Raw genomic sequence first — 1,258 nt, 5'->3', positions numbered from 1 at the left:
CAGGCTGGAAGCAGCGGCTGGCACTCGCTGCCTGCATCATGCACAAGCCGAAGCTGCTGCTGCTCGACGAGCCGACGGCTGGCGTCGACCCGAAGGCACGGCGCGAGTTCTGGGACGAGATCCACCGCCTGGCCAGCGGCGGGCTCACCGTGCTGGTCTCCACCCATTACATGGACGAGGCCGAGCGCTGCCACCGCATCAGCTACATCTCCTACGGCAAGATGCTGGCCACCGGCACCGTGGACGAGGTGGTGAGGAATGCCGGCCTTACCACCTTCGTGCTGCAGGGACCGCGGCTCGACCGCGTGGCCGAGGCGCTGCAGGGGCGTCCGGGCGTCGACCAGGTGGCGCCGTTCGGCGCCACGCTGCATGTCGTCGGCTCCGACAAGGCAGCCCTCGAAAAGGCGCTCGCCGATGTCGAGAAGGAGCACAAAGGGGTGACGGTGGCGCCGGGCGAGACCAGCCTGGAAGATGTCTTCATCCAGTTCATGTCCGGCTCGAAGGACAACATGGCATGAGAGATGGCGTGAGAGCGATCTTTTCCTTCGCGAGACTCGGCGCGCTGCTGATCAAGGAATTCATCCAGATGCGGCGCGACCGCATCACCTTCGCCATGATGCTGGGCGTGCCGCTGATACAGCTGGTGCTGTTCGGCTATGCCATCAACAACGACCCGAAGAGCCTGCCGGCAGCACTCGTCGCGACCAGCAGCGATCCCTACACGCGGGCGATGGTCTCGGCGCTGCAGACCACCGGCTACTATCGCTTCGACCATGTGGCGCAAAGTGCGTCGCAAGCCGAGTTCCTGATGTCGCGCGGCGATGTCGCCTTCGTCGTCACCATCCCGGCCGATTTCGCGCGACGGGTGGAGCGCGGCGACAATCCGCAGATCCTGATCGAGGCGGACGCCACCGATCCGGCGGTGGCGAGCGGTGCCATCTCGACGCTGAGCACCGTCGCCGGCCAAGCGCTGCTGAGAGCGCAAGGCATGCAGGAAGCGGCGAAGGAGGCGGCGCGCGGCCAGCTCGATGTCGTCGTGCACCGGCGCTACAATCCGGAAGGCATCTCGCAATACAACATCGTTCCCGGCCTGCTCGGCGTCATCCTGCAGATGACCATGGTGATGATGACCTCGATCGCGCTGACGCGCGAGACCGAGCGCGGCACGATGGAAAACCTTTTGGCCATGCCGTCCAGCCCGCTCGAGATCATGCTGGGCAAGGTGCTGCCTTACCTGGTGGTCGGCGCGGTGCAGGTG

General features: G+C 65.7%; 2 protein-coding genes. Both read left to right on the top strand.

What is annotated here, in order from left to right:
• Positions 1-518, top strand: a 518-nt coding sequence (locus tag EOA79_RS32140; protein WP_164894074.1) for an ABC transporter ATP-binding protein, incomplete at its 5' end; no start/stop codon positions are given.
• 8 nt (positions 519-526) lie between these two features.
• A partial coding sequence (locus EOA79_RS32135) for an ABC transporter permease (protein ID WP_164894075.1) occupies positions 527-1,258 on the top strand: 732 nt, incomplete at its 3' end.

Origin of the sequence: Mesorhizobium sp. M1A.F.Ca.IN.020.03.2.1, assembly GCF_004023205.1 — a bacterium.
In the GTDB taxonomy this organism is placed as follows: domain Bacteria; phylum Pseudomonadota; class Alphaproteobacteria; order Rhizobiales; family Rhizobiaceae; genus Mesorhizobium.
The sequence above is the reverse complement of the archived record's forward strand: the minus strand, read 5'-3'. Positions and strand labels throughout refer to the sequence as shown.